Origin of the sequence: Caulobacter sp. SSI4214 (genome assembly GCF_012184455.1) — a bacterium.
GTDB lineage: Bacteria > Pseudomonadota > Alphaproteobacteria > Caulobacterales > Caulobacteraceae > Caulobacter > Caulobacter vibrioides_E.
The window spans coordinates 13922-36022 of record NZ_SZWJ01000034.1 but is presented as its reverse complement, the minus strand read 5'-3'; the positions used below and the strand labels follow the sequence as shown (position 1 = coordinate 36022).

The following is a 22101-nucleotide window of genomic DNA, read 5'->3' as shown; positions in this document are numbered from 1 at the left end:
CTGCCGACCAAAGGGTCAAGGAAGGGAGGCGGACGGGCGAGCCCGTCGGGACTGGAGGGAGGCGCCCTCCGCCGCGGGTGAACGGATCCCCGCCATGAACGCCATGCTTCCCCTCTTCGCGACCGCTGGAGCGTCCGACCCCGCGTCGCACAAGGCCGCCAACATTCTGGCCGCCGCTCGCGCCCTGACCCCGCAGCTCAATCGATCCCGCACGCTCGACCGGCGGCTGGTGGCGGGGGTCATGACCACCACCTTCGGCGGCTCGGACGCGGACGGCGCTTGGATCTGGCGCGACGCCTATGACGCGGTCGAAGCGGCCCTGGTGCTGCAGCTGCGCCGGCTGTCGCCGCAGATCAGCCGGCTGGAGGATGCGCCCGCCGAGATCTGCGCCCTGCTCGCCAATCTCGCTGAGCTTGGCCTCACTCACACGCGGCGCAGTGAAGAGCAGGTGGCGCTCGACCAGTTCTCGACCCCGCCGCAGCTGGGCGCCCTGGCGGTGCTGGCCGCGCAAATCCGGCCCGGCGACCAGGTCCTTGAACCCTCCGCCGGCACGGGCCTTCTGGCCGTGCTGGCCGAAGCCTGTGGGGCCAACCTGACCCTCAATGAGATTGCCGATCAGCGGGGCGCGATCCTGGAGGGTCTCTTTCCGCTGGCCGCGCGCAGCGTCCATGACGCCCGGCATCTGAAGGACATCCTGCCGGCGTCCGGCAGCTTCCATGCCGTTGTCGCCAATCCGCCGTTCCAGGTGTTGGAAGAGCATCTCCACGCGGCGCTGGACACCCTGGCCGATGGCGGCCGGCTGTCGGCCATCGTGCCGACGCGCCTCTTCGAGGACGCCCAGGCTATGCGCCGCCTGGCGACGCGGGGACCGATTGTGCTGCGGCTGGCCTTTCCGCCACGCGCCTACGCCAAACACGGGACCTCGGTCGAGACGGGCCTCCTGGTCATCGACCGCGGCCAGGCGAGCGGACTTTCGCCGGTGATCGCGGCGGAGAGCTTGGCGGACGCGGCCCGGGCGGCGGGCGCTGTTGCGGCCCGGCCGAGCGCACAACCGCGCCAGTTCCGGGCCGTCTCCAATGTCGCCATCCTCGCGCCGCGTGCCCGGGCCCTGGCGACGCCGTCGAACCGGCTGGCCTTCCTCGCCACCACGGCGCCCGTCGCCTATGAGACCCGGCCCTGGTCCGGCGAAGGCCACGATGTCGGCCTCTACCAGGCCTATCGGCTCGGTCGGATCGATTTCGCCCAGAGCCGCCCTCACCCCTCCCCGCTCGTGGAATCCGGACCGATGGCGTCCGTGGCGCCGCCGGCCCCGACCTATCGGCCGGTCCTGCCCGGCAAGATCGTGGACGCGGGTCTGATCTCCGACGCCCAGCTTGAGACGGTGATCTACGCCGGCGAAGCCCACGCCAACCTGTTGCCGGGCCGCTGGCGGCTCGGCGAAGCGCCGCACCAGGTGCTGCTCGTCGGCGACGACACGCCCGACGCGGTCAGTTTCCGGCGGGGCTTTTTCCTCGGGGACGGCACCGGCTGCGGCAAAGGCCGTCAGATCGCCGGCGTCATCGCCGACAACCTCGCCCAGGGGCGAACCCGGGCTGTCTGGCTGTCGAAGAACGACGCCCTTCTGGAAGACGCGCGGCGCGACTGGGGCGCGATCGGCGGCGCGGCCAGTGATCTGACCCCGCAGTCGGCCTGGAAGCAGGCGGACGCCATCCGCCTCGATCGCGGCATCCTGTTCACGACCTACGCCACCTTGCGCCAACCGGCGCGGGGCGACCGGCCGTCTCGCCTCGATCAGATCGTGGCCTGGCTGGGCGCCGATTTCGATGGGGTGATCGTCTTCGACGAGGCCCATGCCATGGCCAACGCCGCCGGCGGCGCCAAGGGCGCGCGGGGACCGAAGAAGGCCTCGCAACAGGGCATGGCGGGCCTCGCCTTGCAGAACCGCCTGCCCAACGCCCGCATCCTCTACGTCTCGGCGACCGGCGCGACGACCCCGGAGAACCTGGCCTACGCCGCGCGCCTGGGCCTGTGGGGTGGACCCGATGCGCCGTTCCCGACGCGCGAGGCCTTCATGGACGCCGTCGAGACCGGCGGCGTGGCGGTCATGGAGCTGATCGCCCGGGAACTGAAGGCCATGGGGCTCTACATCGCCCGCTCCCTGTCGTTCGACGGCGTGGAGTATGACGCCCTGCGCCATCCGCTCAGCGCCGAGGACATCGGCATCTGGGACGCTTGGGCCGACGCCTACCAGCTGATCCACCACAATCTGCGCGCCGCGCTGGAGGCGGTCGGGGTCACCGAGGAGGGCAAGGCCAAGAGCGGCCAGGCGGCGTCGGCGGTGATGTCGGCCTTCGAGGGCTCCAAGCTGCGCTTCTTTGGTCACCTGCTGGCGGGCCTGAAAGCCCCCTCCCTCGTGGCCTCGATCCGCCAGGACCTGGCGGCCGGCCGCTCGGCCATCGTCCAGGTGGTCTCGACCAATGAGGCGGTGATGGAGCGACGCCTCGCCGAGATCCCGCCGGAGGAATGGAACAACCTCGCCGTCGATCTGACGCCCAAGGATCAGGTGCTCGACTACCTGATGGGCGCCTTCCCGATCATGGCGATGGACGCGGTCGAGGATGAGGACGGCAATGTCACCATGGTCCCGGTGATGGTCGACGGCGCGCCCGTCGTCAGCCAGGCGGCCCTGCGCCTGCGCGACGAGCTGGTCACCCACCTGGCCTGCCTGCCGGCCGTGCCCGGCGTGCTGGATGCGGTGCTCGAGGCGCTCGGGACCGAACAGGTCGCCGAGATCACCGGGCGCAGCCGCCGGGTGATCCGCCGTGATGGCCGCCGCGTGGTCGAGCGGCGCAGCGCCTCGGCCGCCAAGGCCGAGACCGACGCCTTCATGAGTGGCAAGAAGCGCGTCTTGGTGTTCTCTGACGCTGGCGGGACGGGGCGCAGCTATCACGCTGATCTGGGCGTGGCGAACCAGCAGCGGCGCGTCCACTATCTGGTCGAGCCGGGTTGGCGGGCCGATGCGGCCATCCAGGGCCTGGGGCGCTCGCATCGCACCAACCAGGCCATCGCCCCGCTGTTTCGGCCGGTGACCACGGACATCCACGGCGAGAAGCGCTTCCTGTCGACCATCGCCCGGCGCCTCGACAGCCTGGGCGCCCTGACCCGCGGCGAGCGGCGGACGGCCGGCAATGGGCTGTTCCGCGCTGAGGACAACCTGGAGAGCCCTTGGGCGCACCGTGCGCTGCAGGCCTTCTACATCGCGCTCCACTTCGGCAACGTCGAGGCGATGAACCGGGAGACCTTCGAGGCCAAGACCGGCCTGCGGCTGCTCGACGGGGACGGCGAGCTGCGATCGACCGACGACATGCCTGCGATGAACACCTTCCTCAATCGGCTGCTGGCCTTGCGGATCGCCGATCAGAACAGCCTGTTTGCGGCCTTCGACGAGATCCTGGCCAGCATCCTGGAGCGGGCGGCGGCGTCCGGCGCCTTGGACCGGGGCATGGAGGACGTCGTGGCTGACGACCTTGTGGTGCTGGACGAGGAGGTCATCCGCACCGACGCGGTGACGGGGGCCGAGACCCGGCTGCTTCGCGTCCAGGTGCGCACCGCCCGAGCCCTGATGAGCGCCGAGGCGGCTTTGGCGGACGCCAACCCGGACGCACGGGTGTTCGCGGTCAACAGCAAGTCTGGCCGCGCCGCCTTGGTCATCCAGGGGCTCACGACGACCAATGATGACGACCGCCTGGTGCCGGCGGTGCGTCTGATCCGGCCGGAAAAGCGCAGCGTCGCGCCGCTGAAGGCCTATGAGGAGTCGGCTTGGGAAGCGGCGGATGAGGCGGCCTGGCGCGCGGCGTGGGACGCCGAGCTGGCGGCGGCCGACCCGTGGGTGACCCGCGAACTCGTGTTGGTCACCGGCCTGTTGCTGCCGATCTGGAGCAACCTGCCCGACAAGCGCACGTCCGTGCGCCGGCTCAAGGCGCCGGACGGGCGCCGTTGGCTGGGCCGCCTGCTCGATCGCGCGCAGGTCACCCCGCTGAAGATCGCCTTAGGCCTGACCGATACCGCCAGCGCGGTCGGCGACGGCGCCTCGGCCGCCCGCCTGGTGTTGAGCGAGGGCGCCTCCGTCGCCTTGAGCGGCGGCCTTTGGTTGCGTCGGGCTAAGGTGATGGATCGCCAGCGGCTGGAGATCGTCGGCGCGGGGGCGGAGCGGTCCAGCTTCGTGGCGCTGGGCTGCTTCGTCGAGATCATCGCCTACACCCCGCGCGTCTTCGTACCGACCGATCGGCCAGAGGTGCTGGGCGCCATCCTCGAACGCTGGCCGGCGCAGACCATCCTGCCGGCCGCGGCCTGACGGATCGGAGCCGTTGATCGGGAGCCGCCGGTGATGGGCCGGCGGCTCCTTTTGCGTTGGCGGCCTGGCCGGCAAAGGGTTGGAGGAAGGGACGGAGCGGGCAAGCGCTCCGGGATTGGCCCGGGGCCGGACCGGAGGCTCCCATGTCCAACCCGCTCGACGACCTGATCCAAGATCTCATCGCCCGCATCGAGGCGGGCGTTCCGCCGTGGCGCCAGGCCTGGACGGCCAGCGCCGATCCGAGACTGCCCTTGCGAGCGAACGGCGAGCCGTTCAGCGGCAGCAATGCTTGGCTGCTGGCCTTCGCCGGCGCGTTGCGCGGCTATCGCTCGCCCTACTGGTTCACCTTTCGCCAGGCCCTGGCCATCCAGGCGCCGGTCGGCAAGGGCGAGAAGGCCTCGCCGGCGATCCTCTACAAGACCCGCCTGGTCGGCGAGCCGTCCGAGGGGGCGGAGGTCGGCGCGGCGGACGACGCCGGCGACCCGCGCGTTCTGCGCTATCTGAAGACCTACAGCGTCTTCAACGCCGAGCAGCTGACCGACTGCCCGCGCACCTTCCTCGACGTCGTCGATCCCGACCCCGCCGCCCGCGCGGCGGCGCGCAACGCCGTGCTGGATGCGATCCCGGCCCGGGTCGAGTTCGGCGGCGGCACGCCCTGCTATGTGCCGGCGCTGGACCTGATCCGGCTCCCGCGCCCGGAAGCCTTCGACACGCCCGACGACTTCCTGGCGACCAAGGCGCACGAGCAGCTGCATTGGTCGGGCGCGGCGCATCGTCTGGACCGCGCCTTCGGCAAGCGGTTCGGGGACGAGGCTTACGCCTTCGAGGAGCTCGTCGCCGAGATCGGCGCGGCGGCGCTTGGCTTGCGCATCGGGCTCGCGCCGCAACTGCTCGACAGCCACGCCGCCTATCTTGGCCATTGGGCGAAAATCCTGCGGCACAGGCCCTCAGCCTTGCTCGAAGCCTCTGGTCACGCCCAGCGCGCCGTCGACTACCTGCTCGCGTTCAGCGCCCAGGATGCGATCGCCGATCTGGCCGCCTGACGCCGGCCTTCTCCCAACATCTTTGCAAGGAGGCCGCCATGGGCTGGCTCTACATGCGCTCGCTGGCGGGGTACGCGACCCCAAAAGCCTATCTCGACGCGAAATTCACCTATGACCGCGACACCGGCGGCTCTCGCGTCTTGGCCTCAAGCCTGGTCGGGCGGCGCACCTACTATGCGGCCGTCGAGTGGATGACCGCCGGATCGGGCGAGCGGGAAGTCTGGGGCCTGGTCTGTCTGGTGCGCTACAACCCGCGCGACCGGGAGGGCCTGGTGTTCGGCTACAAGGACATGTCGGAGTCCATGGGGCCGTGCGAGTCCGAGTGTCCGGCGCGGATCCTCGATCTGCTCACGGCGACCGACAACACCTACGCCCTGGCCTGGCGAGCGCGGTGCCGCGCCCGGCTGTCGGAACGGTCGGCGCGCGCCGCCAAGCCGACGCCCAAACCCGGCGATGTCGTGGTCCTGGCCGAGCCGATTCTGTTTCGAGACGGGCGGACGTTTTCCCGCTTCGAGGCTGTCGCCTGGCCTGGGCGGTCGCGCAGCGGCCTCGTCTATCGCAGCGAGCTGGGCGGCCTCTATCGCATCCCCAAGCTGAAGGATCGCGTCTACCGCATCGAGGGGAGGCAGGGGCCGCGAACCCGAGCCTGAGCCTGTGGGCGGACTGGGGTGTGGGCGGCGCGTAGGGAAGCCAAGGCGGCCAGGGGTCCTGCCGGCGGCCTTGGCGTCCTTGAGTCCTCTGGCTCTTGAGACCTCGCCACCGTCCGGAGCCGCCCACAAGGGACGCTCCGCTCAAAGCCCTTGTGGGCGTCCCCAGCCGTCGGCGCGGGGCGGTCGTCGAGCCGACGGGCTCAAAACCCAACTCCGACAAGGACCCCATCATGCCCTCCCCTGCTTTCTCACCCCTCACCGGCCATCTGACCCACTTCGAAGCCCAGGCCCTCTCCCTCGACGATCCCCGGCCCCACCCTCACGAAGACGCCTTGATCCAGCTCGGCCATGCCGTGTTGACCGAGACCCTCGACGTCTTGGGCGACACCGCTCTGGAGGACTTCCAGACCATCATCTGCGAAACCCTCATCGGGGCCTTCCATTCCGCCGCCCAGCGCATCGAACGTGACGCCGACCGGGCCCGGGATGACCTCAACCGCCTGAGCCGAGACTTCGACGGCTCGGAGATCGCCGACACCGAGATGCAGGACGCCACCCGCAAGGCCCGCGCCGCCGATGTCGCCTGCCTGGCCCTGGAGTTCGTGCGGGACGCGGCCGCCGCCAGCTACACCACGGCGACCGGCGAAGTCTGGTCCCCCTGGAAGGGTCATGTGAAAGCCTCGCGTCTGACCGCCGCCCAGATCGATGCGCGGGACGCGCTTCGCACCGCCAAGGCCCGCAAACACGCCGCAACAGACCCGGGCGCGGTCATCGTCGCCTTCCGCGCCGCGCCGCAGGCCGACACCGAGGACGACGCTCACCGGATTTTCGACGCCTTGAACTGGGCGCAGGCGCAGTGGCCCGACATGGCTCTGGCGACCACGGGCGCCAAGGGTGGCGAAAAGATCGCCATCAAGTGGGCCAAGCAGAAGGCCGTCACCCTGGTGCTGGCCAAGGCCGATTTCGACCGATGCGGTCGGGCGGCGCCGTTCCGGGCCAATGACGAGCTGATCGCGCTGGAGCCGGTCTGCGTACTGACCCTGGCCAATACGTTGAACCCCGCGCGGGGCGCCTCGCTGCAGCCGTTCGGACCCGCCCTCAACCTCGGTCAGAAGGCGGCGGAAAAGGGTATCCGTCACCTGCCGGTCAAGGTTCGCGGATGACATTTCGCGGCGTGGCGGCTTGCGCCGTCACGCCCATTTGTCTGTTGGCGGCTTGTGGACAGGCGCGATGCCCCCTTGCGGGCGCGCAAATGTTCTACTTATGTTCTCGACCTCGCCGCCTGCCCCCGTGTCGGCAGGCTTTCGAGGTCTCATGCGTCCCGTCGTCATCGGTCTTCCCCTTCCCCTCCCCCTCGTGGGCTTCCGCATTTGCTGCGGGTTTCCGAGCCCGGCCGACGACTGGATCGAGGACGCCATCGACGTCAGCCGCCTGGTGGTCACCAACCCCGCCGCCACCTTCCTGTGGCGGACGTCTGGAGACTGCATGACGCCAACCATCCTGGACGGCGACTACCTGGTCTGCGACCGCTCGTTGGCCCCGGTCTCCGGCGACGTGGTGGTCGCCGTCATCGACGGGGAGCCGACGGTCAAACGGCTGGCCTATGTCGCCGGCCGACCGACGCTCAGCCACGACAATCCACGATCCCCGCCCTTCGCGCCCGATCCGCACAGCGAAATCAGTGTCTGGGGCGTGGTTGCCTGGTCGCTGCGCGCGCATCGGCCGACCCGATGAGGCCGGTGATCGCGCTGAGCGATGGCAATTGCTTCTACGTCTCGTGTGAGCGGGTATTCGATCCGCGCCTGGAGGGGCGCCCGACCGTGGTGCTGTCGTCCAACGACGGCAACATCATCGCCCGCAGCCCCGAGGCCAAGGCCATCGGGCTGAAGATGGGCGATCCCTATTTCAAGGTCCGCGAGCTCTGCGCCCGCGAGCGGGTCGTCGCCCTGTCGTCGAACTATGTTCTCTATGGCGACATGAGCCGGCGGGTGAACGCCGTCTATGAGCGGTTCGCACCCAACGTCGTCATCTACAGCATCGATGAGAGCTTTCTCGATTTCTCCGGGCTGGCTGATCCGGTCGGCCATGCCCGCGCCTTGCGCGCGACCGTCCGCCAGTGGACCGGGATCCCGACCTGCGTCGGGCTAGGTCCCACCAAGACCCTGGCCAAGGTGGCTAACCACTTGGCCAAACGGACGCCGGCGCTGGAGGGCGTCTGTGATCTTGGCGATCCGCAGGTGCGCGCAGCAGCCTTGGACGCGCTGCCGGTCGGCGACGTCTGGGGCGTCGGCCCGGCCTATGCGGCGCGGTTGACGGCCATGGGCGTGACCACGGCCGGCCAATTGCGGGACCTCGATCCGCGTCTGGCCCGCGCCATCCTCAGCGTGGTCGGCGAGCGCCTGGTTCTGGAGCTGCGCGCCCAGACCTGCCTGTCGTGGGATGAGGTTCCGGCGGGCCGCAAGGGGTGCGCGGTGACCCGAAGCTTTGGCCAGCCGCTCACGAATCTGGACGACCTTCTGCAGGCGGTCGCCAGCTTCGCCAGCCGAGTGGGGGAGAAGCTCCGTCGCAATGGCGTCGTCGCCCCACGGCTGTCGGTGTTCATGCACACCAACCCGTTCGGCGCGGGTCCGCATCACAGCGCCAGCGGCGCGGTCACCTTCCTCGAGGCGACCGCCGACAGCACCCAGCTGGTCGCGGGCGCGCGGCAGGCGGCGCGCCAAGCCTGGCGGGACGGGTATCGCTATAGCAAGGCCGGGGTGATCTGTGAGGGGCTGGCCCCCGCCGGACAGGTGCAGGCCAGCCTGCTGGGGGCGAAAGACCCGATCCGTTCCGAACGGCTGATGGCGGCGCTGGACGCCTCGAACCGGCGCTTTGGACGCGGCAGCGTGGTCATCGGGGCGACGACAGGGCGAACGCGCTGGACGCAAAAGGCCGAGTGGCGGACGCCGCGCTATACGACGCGCCTCGACGAAGTGCCTGTCGCCCGGGCCTGAAGGCGCACCGACGCTGGAGGCTAAGCGGCCCCGAGGGGGTGTGATCTCCTGACGTCACCGCAACATCGAAGGTCGTCTCCCAGATGGGCGCCGCCGAAGCGCGCTCGTCCGCGATCCAACTCACGACCCTAGGGCGGGCCGGTTAGGGGCCAAGGCGACCTCGCCGAGGGCGAGGCGGGGCCGACGGACCCTCACGGCCTTCGCTGCGCTGCAGGCCGGTTTCCATCGGCCCCGACCCTGTCCCCTGCCCTACTCCCCGCCCTTCCCGGTCGCGAGATCGCGGGAACGAGCCCGCCGATCCGGCAGCAAAGCGGGAGACGACGATGACGACGATGGCGATGGCGCAAGCGGTTTTCCAACACGCCCACGACTTCTATGACACCGGCAGCTGGTACGTGGTGGCCGAATGCTGGGACGTCCTGGCGATCGCCGAGGAGCTGGACCGTCAGGAAGAGCGCAGCGCCACGCCGTTCGAGCTTGAGGCCGCGGCCATCGCCCACTTCCATACCTTGCTGCACGACAACCACAGGACCCGCCACTGACCAAGGGCGCGGCGCCCTCGAGGCGCCGCGCCTCGGACACCGCAGAACAGGCGCCGAACAGACTGCAAGCCCTGGAGGTGGGCGGTCCTGAACCCACCATCCCTTGGGGTTGGTGATTCGTTCCGATTCATCGCCAGAGCGCCTCTACGGCGTGGCGATCAGGGTGACGTTGAGGGCCTTAAGCGCGTCGACGAAGCCGGCCAGATGGGTGAGTTCGACGACCGGCGAAGCGGCGAGCACGCCAGGCAGGGCGCGGTCGTAGACACAGATGCAGGTGCGACCGGTCAGGCGGGAGCTGTAGACCAAGCCATCGGCGTCGGTTTGGTCGTAGACCGCCTGGCTGAGTTTGCGCCCCTGCCCCTGCGCCTTTCCGCGGGCGGCTTCGGTTGACACGCCCAGCCGCACCAAGCCCGTCGTGCGCAGATCGATCAGCGTTAGGGGCGCTCGGGCGGTGATCTCGGTCGCCCCCCAGGTCGCGGCCTCGACATCGAGGAGTTTGCGGGTCGCCTTGCCCTGAAAGCGGTCGCGGACAAGGGTTTCCGCCACACTCGTGGTCAAGTCCTGGGCCAGGTAGATCACCCTGAAGGCCTTGGTCGGGCTGGCGAAGCGCGTCACGCCAAACCCCGCCCCCAGCGGCGTGGCCGCATGGGCCATCGGCGTGACGCGCACATAAGCGTTCGGCGGGATCTCGACGGCGAGGTCGGCCAGGATGTCGGGGTCGAGCGTCACGCGCTGGCGAAGTTCGACCGGGCAACCTCAACGACCTTGTCGGTCGCCCCGGCCTTCAGGCGCGCCAGAGGGGCGACGCCGCCGAGCTCGGGATTGGGTTCACGCAGCCAAAGCCATGCCATGCGCGGCTCGCCAACGGCTTCGACGACCGGGCCGAGCCCCGAGACGGGGCGGCCATCGACGAACTGCTCGGTCGGGAAGGCGTGTTTGCGTACGCCTACCAGCAGGCCGATCACTGCCCCCTGCTTTTGCCAATTGTGCAGGGTGGAGCGGGCGACGCCAAAGTCTCGCTCAAGCTCGGTCGGTCCCGCAAGCGGGCCCGCCCAATCCTCGACCTTGGTCGGCATCGCATAGCTCGCGATCCGGGCCTTACCCACTTCGGCCGACAACACCTGACCCAGGCCCGCGCCTTGGCTGACTTCGGCCGGTCCCTTAGCGACCAGCTTCAGGACTTGCGGCGCGGCCTCCGGTTCGGCGGCGATTTCGGCGATGAATTTCTTGAACTGCGCCTTGCGGGCGATCAGCCGCTTGCGGGCGGACGGCGAGAGTTTCGTCGCCGTGGCGCTGAACTCGGCGACCAGCTTGACGACTTCGCTCAGCTCGCCCCTGTTGGACTTTGGGTTGCGCTGAACGAACATGCCAATCAGGTCTGCGGCTGCAGGGCTGGCCATCTTTGCAGAGCCTCGAGACGTCGAGCGGCGGGCGTTCGCGGCGGTCATGGGACGATCCTCTTCGATCATGACGTTATAGATAATCCCAAACGTCCCATTTGTCCAATTTGTGCCGTGCGCCCGTAGCGCATCGCCTGCGGGCCGATCAAAGCCCAACTGCCGCGCCTGTCGCTCCGCCTGGCGGACGGCCCATCACCCTTACCCCTCGTGGACCGCCCACCGCGAGTCGCGGCATCTGACCTTAGAGGGTGTCGGACAGCGGATCGCGCCAAGACGGCCTTCTGCCCCCAGGTTCGCTGGCTTCCTAGCCGCGACGGGCCGTGGTGCAGACTCGCCACCTTGCTTGGAAAGTGGTCCGCGCCGTCCTTGGCTGCGGGAATGACGCCTTGTGGCGACCTCATTGAGCCCGCGCTGTGGAAATCTGGCCAGGCGCATGAAGCCAGTCCACCATTGAGGCCGGTCACCAATACCCCGAGCAAACGCCCAGCGGGCTGCGGTCCCCCGCGATCAATTCCACGAACCTAGGCCGGGCGGTTCCGGGTCAAAGCCGACCTCGCGCGCGAGGCGCGGGGCCTCAGGACCCTCCGGCCTTCCGCCGCTGCGCTCTGTGCAGGCCGGTTTCCACACCCCGCGGGCTTTGGCCCGGCCCTTTCGCCCGGCCCAGCAGGTCGCGTGATCGCGGCAGGGACCGCGAGCCGCCGGGGTTCTTCCCGGCGGTCAATTGGAGAAACGTGATGCTCAACAAGGTTCAACTCATCGGCTTCACCGGCGCCGACGCTGAAATCCGCACCGTCTCGGGCGGCAAGAAGGTCGCCACCCTGCGGGTTGCCACCAACCGCTACACCAAGAAGGACGGCGATCGGAAGGACTACACCACCTGGCACCAGGTGGAGATCTGGAACCAAGGCACCGTCGGCTGGCTGGAAGGCCGCCATCTTCCCAAGGGCTCCAAAGTGTTCGTCGAAGGTGAGATCCGCCACGACCGCTACACCGACCAAAGCGGCCAGGAGCGGTTCTTCTTTAAGGTGGTGGTCGCCACGCCGCATCACGAGCTAAAGTCTCTCGATCGGCATGAGGCGGCCGACGAGGACTAGTCTTGGACAGGGCCCGCCGGTTTCGGCTGGCGGGCCCGCAAAGGCTGCGAGATTGGGGGGGCGGGCGATGAGCCCATTTGGGGGCCATTTCGCCCACCGGTGCTCCTCCCTCCCCTGCCCTAACCTGTGCGCCACAGAGCGTGTCGGCGGTTGAGACGCGCTTGCTGGTGTCGGCGTGCTATCCGCACCCTCGGCTCTGTTGCCGCCTAGTGGTGTCGGTACGGGCAAATGGGAACTTGGGGGGAGGGGCGCGTGGGGGAAAGGGTGATCGCCGGTCTAGCCGGATAGTCAGACTCAATGTCTGTGTGATTGGCCTGAATCGCTTCCGTGGCGTTGGCGTCGCGGCCCACCTGGGCAAATGGGTATTTGCCCAGGTGGGCGAAAGGGCGTGCGGGTATTGGCGCGTGCGGGCGGATGCCCGGATGCCCGGATGCCCGGATGCCCGGATGCCCGGATGCCCGGATGCCCGGATGCCCGGATGCCCGGATGCCCGGATGCCCGGATGCCCGAATGCCCGAATGCCCGAATGCCCGAATGCCCGAATGCCCGAATGCCCGAATGCCCGAATGACTGAAGGTTGGTTTGCGCAAGAGGGGGCGCGGGCAAGCGGGGCGATACGCAAATGCGCATTGGCGCGAGCGCTCGTCAGGTCGTTTGCGGTGTTGGGCGATTGGGCTAGAGGGCGTCGGGGTAAGCGGGCAGATGCGCGCCGGGGTGTTTGCCCAATAGCGCGTTTGCGCATTTGCGATTTTGGCCTAAAGACCAAAAACTGTTTTCGGCCGAGCGCGTAGTTGGGTTAGCGTGTTCTTTACCAAATCCGCCTAAAGTCCAATTGACCGATGGGGCTAGTGGTCAAGCGACCCAAAGCCCGAGCGCCCATTCCCACCGAGGAGCAGATCTATGGCGGTGATCAGTGTGTGTTCGACAAAAGGCGGCGTGGGAAAGACGACCCTGGTCATGTGCCTGGCTGACGCCTTCGCACGACAAGGTGGATCGGTGGCGATCGTCGACGGCGATCCCAACGGTCACGTCCAGGCCTGGCGCGAACGCGCCGGCGACGACTGCAAGGTCACAGTGGTCAGCGAGGCCAACGAGACCAAGATCCAGGACGTGATCGCCGAGGCTGCCACCCAGTACGCCTTGGTCTTCGTCGATCTGGAAGGCGCGGCCTCGCAGGCCGTCACCTACGCCATCGCCGAAAGCGATATGGTGCTGATCCCCACCAAAATTTCGGGCATGGACCTACAGGAGGTCTATCGCACCTATGAAGTCGTCCGGCGCGCCGAAAAGATGCTCAAGCGCGCCATCCCCGCGCGCGTGGTGTTCAGCCAGATGAACCCGCTTAACAGTCGCGTGGCCACCCACGCTCGCCAGGAAATCCGCGACAACGCGATCCCCGTGCTCAACACCGAAGTGATCACCCGCGCGGCCTACCAGCAAATCCACTTCACGGGACTAACGCCCAGCGCGCCGGGCGGCGAGCCCAAGGCCGCGCGGGAAATCGCCGCTGTGCTGGCCGAGCTGCTTGAGGCCTTGGCCGCCAGCCAAGCTCAAGCGGCCTGAAGCGGGGAGGGGAGACATGACCGAGAAGATCGCCCGACCAACCTTTCAGCCGGCCCCGCGTCCACGCCCGATCAATGACCCGGCGACTACTGAAGCGCTGAAAGAAGCCACGCGTGACCTGGGCTTTGGTCGGCCCTCGCACGATGCGGCCCAAACGCCGGCCACCGGCCCAGAAACACTCGCCCTGGCCCTGGCGCCCGCGCCCGCGGCCATCTCGCGGCGCACTGACGAAAAAACGGACTCGCCGAGGGCTCAGCCCGAACCGCAGGGCGACGAACGCACTTCGTCGCTGAAGCTTGAGATCGATGATCCCCTTTGGATGGCCCTAAAACTCGAGGCCGTCCGTCGCCGGGTGACGGTCAAATATCTCGTGCTCGAGGCGCTGGCGGCCAAGGGGTATCCGGTAGATCTAGAGCGCCAGCCGCAGGATGGTCGCCGCCTACGAAAATAGAGAAACCGCCCATGGGCGAACGCGGTTAATGGGCAAGCCGGCAAAGCCCCATTTGCCCGCTTGCCCGGCGCGCTCGGAGGTGGCGGGGAGCCACCGACGAATCGGGCTAGTCGGAATCAAACAGTGCACAGGCAGGGCGAATGACGGCCCCCAAGGACCGCGGCAACCAATTCGACCTCTTCATTCCGTTGATGCGCGATCTTTCCTTGAAGGATCAGCGCGAGACGATGGAGCGGCCGTTTTTTTCGCTGCAAAAGCGCAAGCGCCTCAAGCCGATCGAGTACAAGAGCGCCGACGGCGAGGCCTATGTGAAGGTCGAGGCCGTGCCCGCCTATGGCATGGCGACCATTTGGGATGCCGACATCCTGATCTGGGCGACCAGCGCGCTCAACCGGATCAAGGCCGAGGGCAAGAACGACGTGCCGCGCACCCTGCGCGTCACCGCCTATGATCTTCTGCGCTCAATCCACCGCGATACCGGCGGAAAAGGCTATGCCGACCTCAAGGCCGCGCTCGACCGCCTGACCACCACGACCATATTCACCTCGATACGCGCCAAAAAGGGCCGCGACCGCCGTTTCTCCTGGCTCGACAGTTGGGAGGTCGATGTCGACCCGATTACCGAAAAGCCTATCGCGCTCAAGATCACGCTTTCGGACTGGGTCTGGGAGGGGATCGTCAATGAAAAATCGGTGCTGACCATGCACCCAGACTATTTCCATCTGTCGGGCGGCCTGGAGCGGGCCCTCTATCGCATCGCCCGTAAACACGCGGGCGACCAGGACGATGGCTGGACGTGCCGCGTCAGCCTGCTGCACGACAAGACCGGTTCAGATAGCGCGCCCAAGGAATTTGGCCGGATGATGCGCAAAATCGTCGAGGCCAACGAGCTGCCCGAATACGACATGGCCTTCACAACCGTCGGCGACGGCTCCCAGGCCGTGCGGTTTATCCGTCGCACGGTCGTCGAACGTGCGCAGATCCGGGCTGAACTTGAGGCCGAAAACGCCGCGCGCGTCCGCCGCGAGCGCGAAGATCGCCGTGCCGCCGAGGTTGACGGCCTCCTCAACACATTCGAGCGTCGGCGACTCTTCAAGCGAGAACTCTAACGGGCTATCACCCACCCCAAATCGATACAGCGTTTAATAACAAGGCGCTAGAGCAGGTTCTTCACTCGCGGCTGTCAGGCGCGGAGACGGTCTATCACCCACCAGACTCGGCTGGGCGACCGCCAAAGTGGTGAATAAAGGGTTAAAGCGCCGCTCAACCGGGCTATTTCGGCGCCAGATCTCGATTGCGGCTAACGTCGCCGCGATCTCGGGGGATTACCCACCTCTTCAAACGCCCGCTTTCGGGGTATCACCCACCGACAAGGGCGCTCGCCATCGGGATATCACCCACTCACAGCGCCGGGAGGCCAGGCGCGCGCCTCGCCGTTCGGGGTATCACCCACCGTGACGATGCTGCCGGGGTGAAATTCGCACTTGGCGCGGCCTGATGAAGGTCAGTGCCTTGGTTTCGGGGTAATGCCCACCGGCAACAACCATCCTAATCGGGGGATCACCCACCGTGCCGGTCCAAGACCTGCCTGTGGAAACGCTCGGGGGAACGCCCACGCCGCAGGCGGGGGAACAGCCACCCCAAGCACGGGGCATCAGCCACCGATCCACGGACTAACGCCCACCTGGGGACATCTTACGCGTTTGATTCCAGAGGAACTTTCTGCTCTTCCCGGCCGCTTAACTTACCTAACCTCTTTTCTAACAATCTCCCTAATGCAGCCGCGTCAGGCGCGCCGGCGAAGCAGGGCCTAAAAATCGGCCCTAGTCGCCGGCTTGAGCTAAACGCAAGACTTGCCGGGGGATCGCCCACCGACATCCTGGGGGTCATACGATCGGATGGTGCGCCGAAGCCTGGCGGCCAGGGGCTCAAGCTCAGCCTTCAAGAAGCGTCCCGGTCACTGCGGATGCGGAGCTTTATTAGGGCGAGCCTGACAGCTCTCCAGAAGCTGGCTCTATGGGACAGGGGAGGGGAACAGATCATGCTGGGCCTCAGGGACGGTATGGCGCGCGGCGATCCCAAGCCCACAATCGCCGGCCATTAGCCACATCGTGGCCGCAAGCCCTGCCGAGCCTTCGGCTCGTTTAGGCTGCGCCGGTCCCACCCCATGCTTCTGTCCCTTTTAGCCCCGCGTTGGACGCCCGTGACCTGCGCTCTCGGCGGCGGCGCCGCGCTTATCGGGGCGCTGTCTATCGCCACAGCTGGGGGCGTTCGTCCGCTCCTCTTGTGGAACCGAACGGCCAGTGAGCCGGAGGGTCTTTACGCGCGGCAGGACGAGCCGGTGAGGGTCGGCGCGCTGGTCGCCTTTCCCGCGCCTGCGGCCGCTTTTCCCTACGCCGACGGGCACATGAACTACCTGCGCCGGGTTCCGGTGCTGAAGTCCGTCGCCGCCGTGTCCGGCGACCAAGTCTGCACGGACGACGGCCGGCTGGTGATCAATGGGCAGGTGCGGGCCCCCATCCTGAAGCAGGATCGCCGTGGCGCCGTGTTGCCGCGTTGGACCGGCTGCCGCCGGCTTCGCGACGGCGAGGTGTTCGTCTTCTCCGACCGCATCCCCAACAGCTTCGACAGTCGCTACTTCGGCCCGGTGAACCGCGCCGACATCGTCGGTGTGTTCCGGCCGGTGACCCTGTCGCTTTCCTCCCTTGGAGACCGTTGATGGACCCGGCAGCCCTGGCGGGATTGTGCCTGCTGCTGGCGCGCGGACAGAGCGCCCAACCCATGCCCGCGGGCGTCAATTGCCCGCCTCCCGCGCCTGCCTTGGCGGCGATGACGCCGCCGTTGATGGGGAGCGGTCTGGGTCCCCTCGTGGCCGGTCCTGACGCACGCGAAGCGATCACCCGCGTCGCCTTCGCCGAAGCCGGCAATCAGGGCGACAGCGGCCTGGCCGCCGTCGTCTACACGATCCTCAACCGGGTCCAGGACGGGCGGTGGGGCGCCACAGTCGAGGCCGTGGTCAATGCCCGCGGCCAGTTCGAGCCGGTGATGCGCGCTGGCGGTGACTGGCGTCGCCTGCCGGCCTCCACCGTCGCGCAACGCGCCCGGATCGAGACTATCCTCAACCTCGCACTGGAAGGCCGGTTGCCGGACCTGACGAACGGCGCGCGCTTCTTCCAGAACCCGCAGATCGTTGCGGACCGCGCCCGTCGGGGCGAGGTGTCTGAGGGCTTAGTCAACTTCGGGGGCACGGGTCCCTCGGCGGTGATTGGCGCACACAGTTTCTATGTCGAAGCGCGGTCCGCTGGGGGCAGGGGATCTCGCACGACGGCCGCAACCACCACCCCTCGCGGATCGACGTCCGCCGCCGCTTGGCAGGCAGCTGGCGGCGCTATTTTCGTCGGCGACAACCGGGCGGACGCAGCGAGAGACCCGGCGGCCGATGCGGCGGCGCGTGAAGCCGGGCAGGGGTCGTTGCAGGCCACCAATGTCACCGACCCGGGCCGCTCGATCTTCGTGGTGGGACCCGGCCTTGCGGCCGGCGCCGAGCGATGATCAGGCGGCGCGCTAGGCCTGATCGAGGTCCGCGTCGTCGGGGTCGAGATCGCTCGGCGTCAGGGGGTCAGCGTCTTCCTGAGCGAGGGCTGTCTCGGCCATCAGATCGAAATCGGGGAGGCGGTCGCCGGCAGCTTGAAGGGCGCTTTCAGCGTCCTCATCCAGGTCGCCGCCCGGGCGCAAGGGCAGGGGTACATTGCCTAGGAGTTCGCGCACCGTCAGGCGGTCGCGGACGCGCTCGACACGGCGATCAAGGATGTCGCCCAGGCGGGCGAGCAGCTCGTCGTCTCCGGCAAAATGGGCGTCGCCGGCTTCCGCCAGCAGGGCGCCGCCGATGATGATTTTGCCGCGCGTTTCGCGCCTGCGTTTGTTGATCGACCACAGGGCTTCGAGCCGCTCGACACGGGCTTTCAGGACGTGGAAGCGCTTGGCGTCGTCTTCGATATCTTCGAGCGGGGTGACGTGCCGCTGTTTGTGGACTCCGTCCTGGCCGGCCTCTCGAAGCGCAGTCTCCAGCTCGGCCAGACGGTCGACCAGGGCGGCTTCTTCGTCGGTCCTTTTCGCGCGTTCGCGGTCGCTTGAACGGGCCGCCCAGAGCTCGCGCTTGCGGGCGAGCTGGGCGGGCGAGCGGGGCTTGTACTTGGAGGGGCGGGCGTTCCTACGGCGCTTGTCGACCTTGGCCATGACGCGGCCTTTCATTGGAGAAAAAGCACGAAACGGCGTAATCCTGCCACCAAAGCGCAAATCGGTCTATGCCGGGGTTCGTCGTATTTCGTCACAAGGGCGCAGTTACGGGTTGGATGTGCTGCGCCCACCAACCCTGCGGTCAGGCCCCGCCCGACACCCTCAAGGCCCTTCGTCTCTACGATCCGCAGGAAACCTTGAGCCAAGGGCGCTGCCCTTAGCGATCCCGGCAGAGGCCGTAGCGAAGAGGCTGGAGGAGGGCGCATGGCGCAGTACCGTCTAGAGGTCCAAACCATCCAGAGATCGGCCGGCCGATCCGCCGTCGCGGCGGCGGCCTATCGCTCGGGCGATCGCCTGATCGACGAGCGTCTGGCGATGGAGTTCGACTTCGGCGCCAAGGGCGACATCGAGTTCGCGGCCATCATGGCGCCAACCGACGCCCCGGAAGCTTTCGGAGATCGTCAGACGCTATGGAACGCGGCCGAGGCGGCCGAGAATCGCAAGGACGCCGTGCCCGCGAGGGAGCTGTTGGTCTCGCTGCCGCACGAGCTGGATTTCGCGCAGCGGCGGGCCTTGGTGGAGGCCTTCGTCGCCGAACAGTTGGTGGCGCGCGGGATGGTCGCCGACGTGGCGATGCACCGGCCTGGTCAGGCCGGCGACGAGCGTAATTTCCATGCCCATATTCTGGTGACGACCCGTTCGGTGACGCCGGCCGGATTCGGCAAGAAGCCAGCCGAGTGGTGGAGCCCGAAGGCGGTCCGCGAATGGCGGTCTGCGTGGGCGGAAATCCAGAACGAACATCTGCGTCGGCATCTTGGTCCCGACGCGCCGCAGGTCTCGCATTTGTCCCTGGCCGAGCAGGGTTCGGACCGGGAGCCCGGGGTGCATTTGGGGCCGACGGCGAGCGCTCTGGAGCGCAAGGACATCGCCTCGGAGCGTGGACAGCAGAACCGGGACACCAGCGCCCACAACGCCAAACGAAAAGAGCTCCGGACGGACTTTCAGGCGACGGCGGATCGGCTGGTGCGCGAGGCGCCGGTGATCGCCGTGCCGGTGGCGAAACTAACGACGGAGGCCGAGCAGATGCGCGCCCGGATGATCGCGGAACGGGATCGTTGGGCGGCCGAAAGGTCGGCGCTGGTCTTACCGAAAATCGACAGCGTGCGGGCGGTGGAGCGCGAGCTCTTGCAGCCCGCCCGCGCGGCGCTGGCGGCGACCAAACTTCGGCTGCGTCAGGTCGAGCAGCGGGTGGCCAGCGTGCGCCAGAGGCGGCTCGCCCTCGTCCAGTGGATCCGCAATCCGGCGCGGATGATCTGGGCCAAGCACGCGGAGCTTAACGCCATCGCCCGGGCGCGTGCGGCGGCGCGGCGGGCGCAGATCGATGTGCAGGTGCGAGCTGCCTGGATCGCCTCGCCGGCCGGTCAGGCCTATGTCGCGGGGCGACGCGGGCCGCAGCTGGAGCGGGCAGGGGACGTGGCGCGTCAGCGCCGCACGCTGGAGCGCAAGATCAAGCGGATCGACAAGCGGATTGAGGGCGCCACGCGGGCCTACAATGATCTGCGGGTCGCCCAGGCGCTCGGCCAGAAGGAGCTGCAGGTTCCGTCTCGCTTGCCCGACGAAACCCGGTTCATCCGCGAGGTCGGCGGGCCCGCCCGGGCCGCCCTGCTGCGCTATCCGGCGCAGGCTCGGGCGCTGGCCGTCGAGCGCGTCAATCGCTCCATGGGCCAGACCATCGGCCGCGGCATCCTTCCAGGTCGATGAGGTTCCAATGACGACCTCCCAGCGTCTCCTCCTCGTCTTGCCGATCGCGGTCTTGGCGATCCTGCTCGGCCTCGGTTGGGCCACCCAACAGGCGGCGCACGGTCTGCACTACGCGGCCGCCTTGGGGGCGGGCTGGGCGGACCTCGGCCCGGTCCGGCTCTATCGGCCTTGGGCCTTCGCCGAATGGTATCTGGCGTTGCAGCCGCGCTACCCGCGGCTGTTCGATGGCGCCGGGCTGGCGGGGCTCGCGGTGGCGATGGCGCCGATCCTTTTCACGGCGCTCGTAACCCGCGGCTCGGGGCGCGCGCCCAAGGCGTTTGGCCGCGACGCCTGGGCGGACTTGGCGGACGTCGCGCGCGCCAAACTGTTCGGCCAAGGCGGTCAGATCCGGGGCCGGGTGCTGGGCCGATTCAAGGGCCGCTATCTGACCTACGGTGGCCCGGAGCACGCCATCATCGTGGGGGCCTCGCGCAGCGGCAAGGGCGCCGGCCATGTGGTGCCGACTCTGGTGGCCTGGCCGGAGAGCGCCTTTGTCTACGACCGCAAGGGCGAGCTTTGGCACATCACGGCCGATCATCGGAAGACGTTCAGCCACGTCTTCTACTTCGCCCCAACCGATCCCAACACGGTGCGCTGGAATCCGCTGTTCGAGGTCCGCAAGGGTCCGATGGAAATCGCCGACATCCAGAATGTGGTCGGCATTCTGGTCGACCCGCTCGGGCGCAAGGCCGGCGACCTGAACTTCTGGGACCAGAGCGCCACCGACTTCTTCACGGCGGTGATCCTGCATGTGCTCTACAGCGAGCCTGACGAGCGCAAGAACCTCGCGCAGGTCCGCCGGCTGTTGATCGACATCGAGCCGACGCTACACGCCATGCTGCACACCCAGCATCGCCATCAGCCCGAATATCACGCGGACGATGGCCTGGCGCGCGACGCGGACGGGGCGCCCATCCCCGAGACCCATCCCGAGGTGCGGCTGGGGGCCACAGCGCTCGCCGGCATGGACGAGCGGGTGAAGTCCAATGTGCTGGCGACCTGCCGGGCCTCGCTGTCGCTGTGGGCCGATCCCCTGGTCGAATACGCCACCAGCTGGTCGGATTTCTCGATCGGCGACCTGGTGTGCGCCGAGGCGCCGGTGACCTTCTACCTGATCACCCCGCAGGCCCATGCCGACCGCCTGGCCTTCCTGGTGCGGGTCTTCATGCGCCAGAGCGTGAACAGCCTGATGGAGCATGAGCACTATGACAGCCGGCGGCGCCGTAAGCGCCATCGGCTGCTGCTGTTGCTCGACGAGTTTCCCAAGCTCGGCAGTCTGCCGTTCCTAGAGAACGCCATGGGCGAGATGGCCGGCTACGGGATCACCGCCCACTTGGTCTGCCAGAGCTTCAACGACGTGTTCTCCAAATACGGTGACAAAACGCCGTTATTCGACAACATGCACATCACCGCGACGTTCGCGACGTCGGAGCCGACTAGCATCGAGAAGGTCACGCGCCGCGCCGGCAAGGCGCTAGAGATGCGGGAGAGCTACAGCGACCCGCGCAGCCTGTTCGGGCGGGCGCACCGGTCGACTTCGCAGTCAGAGCAGCAGCGCTACATCCTGTCGGAGGAGGACGTGCGCGGCCTGGATGACCGCAAGCAGTTCCTGTTCGTGAACAACACCAAGCCGATCCTGGCCGACAAGATCCGCTACTACGAAGAGCCGTTCTTCAAGGCGCGCACCGGAGCCTATTTCCACGGTGTGCCGGCGGCCTATGAGCAGCGGCCGGGCGCGGCCGATCTGCCCGGACCCGCCAGCATCGACTGGTGTGGCGTTCGGGCCGTCTGCGCCCCGCCAGAAGCCTTTGCCGGTGTCCGGGTCCCCAAGCCCCGCTACAGCGGGGCTGAGGGCCCTCCAGAGGCCGCCGACGCCCAAGAGGCGGTGTTGGCGTACGACTACCTCACCTTGGCCCCTGTGGCGGCGCTGCGGGCCGATGACGACGACGGCAGCCTATGACCCTTCCTTGTCCCG

At 68.0% G+C, this 22101-nt stretch carries 18 protein-coding genes; 15 read left to right on the top strand and 3 right to left on the bottom strand.

Going from position 1 to position 22101, the window contains the following annotated elements:
* Nucleotides 1-94: 94 nt before the first annotated feature.
* The 7 genes from FCU40_RS11980 (at nucleotide 95) to FCU40_RS11950 (ending at nucleotide 9582) form a co-directional block, all read left to right on the top strand.
* The gene (locus FCU40_RS11980) at nucleotides 95-4354 is read left to right on the top strand and encodes a strawberry notch-like NTP hydrolase domain-containing protein (RefSeq protein WP_168075165.1); all 4260 of its coding nucleotides are present in this window, start codon (nucleotides 95-97) and stop codon (nucleotides 4352-4354) included.
* A 143-nt stretch (nucleotides 4355-4497) separates the two neighbouring features.
* On the top strand, nucleotides 4498-5397 hold the full coding sequence (locus FCU40_RS11975) for a zincin-like metallopeptidase domain-containing protein (RefSeq protein WP_168075163.1): 900 nt from the start codon (nucleotides 4498-4500) through the stop codon (nucleotides 5395-5397).
* Nucleotides 5398-5435: 38 nt separating this feature from the next.
* A complete protein-coding gene (locus FCU40_RS11970; protein ID WP_168075161.1) occupies nucleotides 5436-6047 on the top strand; it encodes a hypothetical protein in 612 nt (203 codons plus the stop codon).
* A gap of 230 nt (nucleotides 6048-6277) precedes the next feature.
* The gene (locus FCU40_RS11965; protein WP_168075159.1) at nucleotides 6278-7210 is read left to right on the top strand and encodes a DUF2493 domain-containing protein; all 933 of its coding nucleotides are present in this window, start codon (nucleotides 6278-6280) and stop codon (nucleotides 7208-7210) included.
* 151 nt (nucleotides 7211-7361) lie between these two features.
* Nucleotides 7362-7781, top strand: a complete 420-nt coding sequence (umuD, locus tag FCU40_RS11960) for a translesion error-prone DNA polymerase V autoproteolytic subunit (RefSeq protein ID WP_168075157.1) — start codon at nucleotides 7362-7364, stop codon at nucleotides 7779-7781.
* Nucleotides 7778-9040 carry a Y-family DNA polymerase gene (locus FCU40_RS11955; RefSeq protein WP_168075155.1) on the top strand — a complete coding sequence of 421 codons (1263 nt, stop codon included), beginning with the start codon at nucleotides 7778-7780 and terminating at the stop codon, nucleotides 9038-9040. Before umuD ends, FCU40_RS11955 begins: the two co-directional genes overlap by 4 nt.
* 323 nt (nucleotides 9041-9363) lie before the next feature.
* Nucleotides 9364-9582, top strand: a complete 219-nt coding sequence (locus tag FCU40_RS11950; RefSeq protein WP_168075153.1) for a hypothetical protein — start codon at nucleotides 9364-9366, stop codon at nucleotides 9580-9582.
* A 144-nt stretch (nucleotides 9583-9726) separates the two neighbouring features.
* On the opposite strand, the gene FCU40_RS11945 is transcribed toward FCU40_RS11950, so the two are convergent.
* A complete protein-coding gene (locus FCU40_RS11945) occupies nucleotides 9727-10311 on the bottom strand; it encodes an RES family NAD+ phosphorylase (RefSeq protein WP_206677335.1) in 585 nt (194 codons plus the stop codon).
* Nucleotides 10308-11030, bottom strand: coding sequence for an antitoxin Xre/MbcA/ParS toxin-binding domain-containing protein (locus tag FCU40_RS11940; RefSeq protein WP_168075151.1), 723 nt, complete (start codon nucleotides 11028-11030; stop codon nucleotides 10308-10310). The genes FCU40_RS11945 and FCU40_RS11940 overlap by 4 nt, the downstream gene beginning before the upstream one ends.
* A gap of 686 nt (nucleotides 11031-11716) precedes the next feature.
* On the opposite strand from FCU40_RS11940, the gene ssb reads away from it, so the two are divergent.
* The 6 genes from ssb (at nucleotide 11717) to FCU40_RS11910 (ending at nucleotide 17642) form a co-directional block, all read left to right on the top strand.
* A complete protein-coding gene (gene ssb / locus FCU40_RS11935) occupies nucleotides 11717-12076 on the top strand; it encodes a single-stranded DNA-binding protein (protein ID WP_168075149.1) in 360 nt (119 codons plus the stop codon).
* 900 nt (nucleotides 12077-12976) lie between these two features.
* Nucleotides 12977-13639: a ParA family protein gene (locus tag FCU40_RS11930; protein WP_168075147.1), complete on the top strand. Its 663-nt coding sequence runs from the start codon at nucleotides 12977-12979 to the stop codon at nucleotides 13637-13639.
* A gap of 16 nt (nucleotides 13640-13655) precedes the next feature.
* Nucleotides 13656-14090 carry a hypothetical protein gene (locus FCU40_RS11925; RefSeq protein ID WP_168075145.1) on the top strand — a complete coding sequence of 145 codons (435 nt, stop codon included), beginning with the start codon at nucleotides 13656-13658 and terminating at the stop codon, nucleotides 14088-14090.
* Between the two features lie 140 nt (nucleotides 14091-14230).
* Complete coding sequence (locus tag FCU40_RS11920; RefSeq protein ID WP_168075143.1) at nucleotides 14231-15199, top strand: replication initiator protein A; 969 nt, start codon at nucleotides 14231-14233, stop codon at nucleotides 15197-15199.
* Nucleotides 15200-16257: 1058 nt separating this feature from the next.
* Nucleotides 16258-16809, top strand: coding sequence for a S26 family signal peptidase (locus tag FCU40_RS11915; protein ID WP_168075141.1), 552 nt, complete (start codon nucleotides 16258-16260; stop codon nucleotides 16807-16809).
* Nucleotides 16809-17642, top strand: a complete 834-nt coding sequence (locus FCU40_RS11910; RefSeq protein WP_168075139.1) for a cell wall hydrolase — start codon at nucleotides 16809-16811, stop codon at nucleotides 17640-17642. Before FCU40_RS11915 ends, FCU40_RS11910 begins: the two co-directional genes overlap by 1 nt.
* Before the next feature lie 12 nt (nucleotides 17643-17654).
* On the opposite strand, the gene FCU40_RS11905 is transcribed toward FCU40_RS11910, so the two are convergent.
* Complete coding sequence (locus FCU40_RS11905) at nucleotides 17655-18326, bottom strand: hypothetical protein (RefSeq protein ID WP_168075137.1); 672 nt, start codon at nucleotides 18324-18326, stop codon at nucleotides 17655-17657.
* A gap of 264 nt (nucleotides 18327-18590) precedes the next feature.
* On the opposite strand from FCU40_RS11905, the gene mobQ reads away from it, so the two are divergent.
* Nucleotides 18591-20087 carry a MobQ family relaxase gene (mobQ, locus tag FCU40_RS11900; RefSeq protein ID WP_168075135.1) on the top strand — a complete coding sequence of 499 codons (1497 nt, stop codon included), beginning with the start codon at nucleotides 18591-18593 and terminating at the stop codon, nucleotides 20085-20087.
* A 7-nt stretch (nucleotides 20088-20094) separates the two neighbouring features.
* Nucleotides 20095-22086, top strand: a complete 1992-nt coding sequence (locus FCU40_RS11895) for a type IV secretory system conjugative DNA transfer family protein (RefSeq protein ID WP_168075133.1) — start codon at nucleotides 20095-20097, stop codon at nucleotides 22084-22086.
* The last annotated feature ends 15 nt before the right edge of the window (nucleotides 22087-22101 follow it).

Excerpts from the sequence above, each read along its gene's own strand:
- ssb (WP_168075149.1), top strand. The coding sequence starts at position 11,717 with ATGCTCAACAAGGTTCAACTCATCGGCTTCACCGGCGCCGACGCTGAA.
- umuD (WP_168075157.1), top strand. The coding sequence starts at position 7,362 with ATGCGTCCCGTCGTCATCGGTCTTCCCCTTCCCCTCCCCCTCGTGGGC.
- FCU40_RS11930 (WP_168075147.1), top strand. The coding sequence starts at position 12,977 with ATGGCGGTGATCAGTGTGTGTTCGACAAAAGGCGGCGTGGGAAAGACG.
- FCU40_RS11950 (WP_168075153.1), top strand. The coding sequence starts at position 9,364 with ATGACGACGATGGCGATGGCGCAAGCGGTTTTCCAACACGCCCACGAC.
- FCU40_RS11910 (WP_168075139.1), top strand. The coding sequence starts at position 16,809 with ATGGACCCGGCAGCCCTGGCGGGATTGTGCCTGCTGCTGGCGCGCGGA.
- FCU40_RS11955 (WP_168075155.1), top strand. The coding sequence starts at position 7,778 with ATGAGGCCGGTGATCGCGCTGAGCGATGGCAATTGCTTCTACGTCTCG.
- FCU40_RS11895 (WP_168075133.1), top strand. The coding sequence starts at position 20,095 with ATGACGACCTCCCAGCGTCTCCTCCTCGTCTTGCCGATCGCGGTCTTG.
- FCU40_RS11915 (WP_168075141.1), top strand. The coding sequence starts at position 16,258 with ATGCTTCTGTCCCTTTTAGCCCCGCGTTGGACGCCCGTGACCTGCGCT.
- FCU40_RS11920 (WP_168075143.1), top strand. The coding sequence starts at position 14,231 with ATGACGGCCCCCAAGGACCGCGGCAACCAATTCGACCTCTTCATTCCG.
- FCU40_RS11980 (WP_168075165.1), top strand. The coding sequence starts at position 95 with ATGAACGCCATGCTTCCCCTCTTCGCGACCGCTGGAGCGTCCGACCCC.
- FCU40_RS11925 (WP_168075145.1), top strand. The coding sequence starts at position 13,656 with ATGACCGAGAAGATCGCCCGACCAACCTTTCAGCCGGCCCCGCGTCCA.
- FCU40_RS11970 (WP_168075161.1), top strand. The coding sequence starts at position 5,436 with ATGGGCTGGCTCTACATGCGCTCGCTGGCGGGGTACGCGACCCCAAAA.
- FCU40_RS11905 (WP_168075137.1), bottom strand. The coding sequence starts at position 18,326 with ATGGCCAAGGTCGACAAGCGCCGTAGGAACGCCCGCCCCTCCAAGTAC.
- FCU40_RS11965 (WP_168075159.1), top strand. The coding sequence starts at position 6,278 with ATGCCCTCCCCTGCTTTCTCACCCCTCACCGGCCATCTGACCCACTTC.
- mobQ (WP_168075135.1), top strand. The coding sequence starts at position 18,591 with ATGGCGCAGTACCGTCTAGAGGTCCAAACCATCCAGAGATCGGCCGGC.
- FCU40_RS11940 (WP_168075151.1), bottom strand. The coding sequence starts at position 11,030 with ATGACCGCCGCGAACGCCCGCCGCTCGACGTCTCGAGGCTCTGCAAAG.
- FCU40_RS11975 (WP_168075163.1), top strand. The coding sequence starts at position 4,498 with ATGTCCAACCCGCTCGACGACCTGATCCAAGATCTCATCGCCCGCATC.